A 1,067-nucleotide genomic window follows, 5' to 3' on the forward strand; every position below is an offset into this window, starting at 1 on the left:
AGACAACGGCATTCTGCGGCGATCTCCCGACCGTTCTCGTAGCGATGCTGTTCAAAAATACTGAGGACATTGAGCTTTTCATAATCAAAGGGCTGACCATTCATCGCCTCGCAAAAGCCCTCGTGGAAGCGCGGATGCTGCACAATAGTCTCGGTTCGGGACCAAGTGCGCGCACCCAGGATAGGGTCGTTCACTATTATTCTCCGTCTGGTTTTAGGGCGTTACCGACTTCATAATTTATTATGTTATAACATAACATTTTTCAAGTTCGAAAATGGCATGCCGACGACATTCGACCTCAACCTGCCCTAAAATTCGATTCCGGCCTGGGCCTTCACCCCGCTTTTGAACGGATGCTTGACCAGGGTCATTTCGGTCACCAAATCGGCCGCCTCGATCAGCCCAGGCTTCGCATTGCGGCCGGTCAACACGACATGCAACCCCTCACGCCGGGCACGCAGCACCGCGAGTACGGCCTCAAGATCGAGATAGTCGTAGCGCAAGGCGATATTGATTTCGTCGAGCACCAATAGGCTTAGGTTCGGATCGGCCAGCAGCCGTTGCGCCTGCGCCCAAGCAGCTTCGGCAGCAGCCTTATCGCGTTCGAGGTCTTGGGTTTCCCAGGTGAAACCCTCCCCCATCGCATGCCAAACAAGCTGATCGGTAAAACCGCGTTCCAGTGCCCGCCGCTCCCCTGTATCCCAAACCCCTTTGATAAATTGCACGACCCCAACGCGCCAATCATGCCCCAAGGCCCGTAAAATCAAACCGAAAGCAGCCGTTGATTTACCTTTACCGCTGCCCGTATGGACAATCAGCAATCCCTTTTCGATCGTTTTACTTGCCACCTCGGCATCTTGATGGGCTTTACGCTTTTGCATCTTTAGACGGTGACGCGCGGCGGTGTCTTGCTCCGGTAACATCCTGGAGTCCTTTTCTTCAGCAAGCGTTTGACAAGCGGGGGAGTGGGTGTCACTTCTTAGCCTAAGACGGTGTGATGAGTATCGCACAATAGGGAATAGGGGTGAGGGCTTAAAATCCCAACTCCCAAGCTGCCCCCGCAACTG

At 53.9% G+C, this 1,067-nt stretch carries 1 protein-coding gene, 1 pseudogene and 1 riboswitch; the gene and the pseudogene both read right to left on the reverse strand.

Translation table 11 applies throughout. The features are described from left to right. A pseudogene (locus VZ95_RS24385) lies at positions 1-194 on the reverse strand (hypothetical protein); the annotation flags it as partial. 114 nt (positions 195-308) lie between these two features. Further along, a complete protein-coding gene (gene cobO / locus VZ95_RS17395; protein ID WP_045776986.1) occupies positions 309-923 on the reverse strand; it encodes a cob(I)yrinic acid a,c-diamide adenosyltransferase in 615 nt (204 codons plus the stop codon). 50 nt (positions 924-973) lie between these two features. Continuing rightward, positions 974-1,067: riboswitch (cobalamin riboswitch) on the forward strand. This riboswitch is flagged as partial in the annotation.

Origin of the sequence: Elstera litoralis, from assembly GCF_000963705.1 — a bacterium.
Lineage (GTDB): Bacteria > Pseudomonadota > Alphaproteobacteria > Elsterales > Elsteraceae > Elstera > Elstera litoralis.

What these genes read in the sequence shown, in the direction of transcription:
- cobO (WP_045776986.1), bottom strand. Translation starts at nt 923, where the DNA reads ATGTTACCGGAGCAAGACACCGCCGCGCGTCACCGTCTAAAGATGCAA.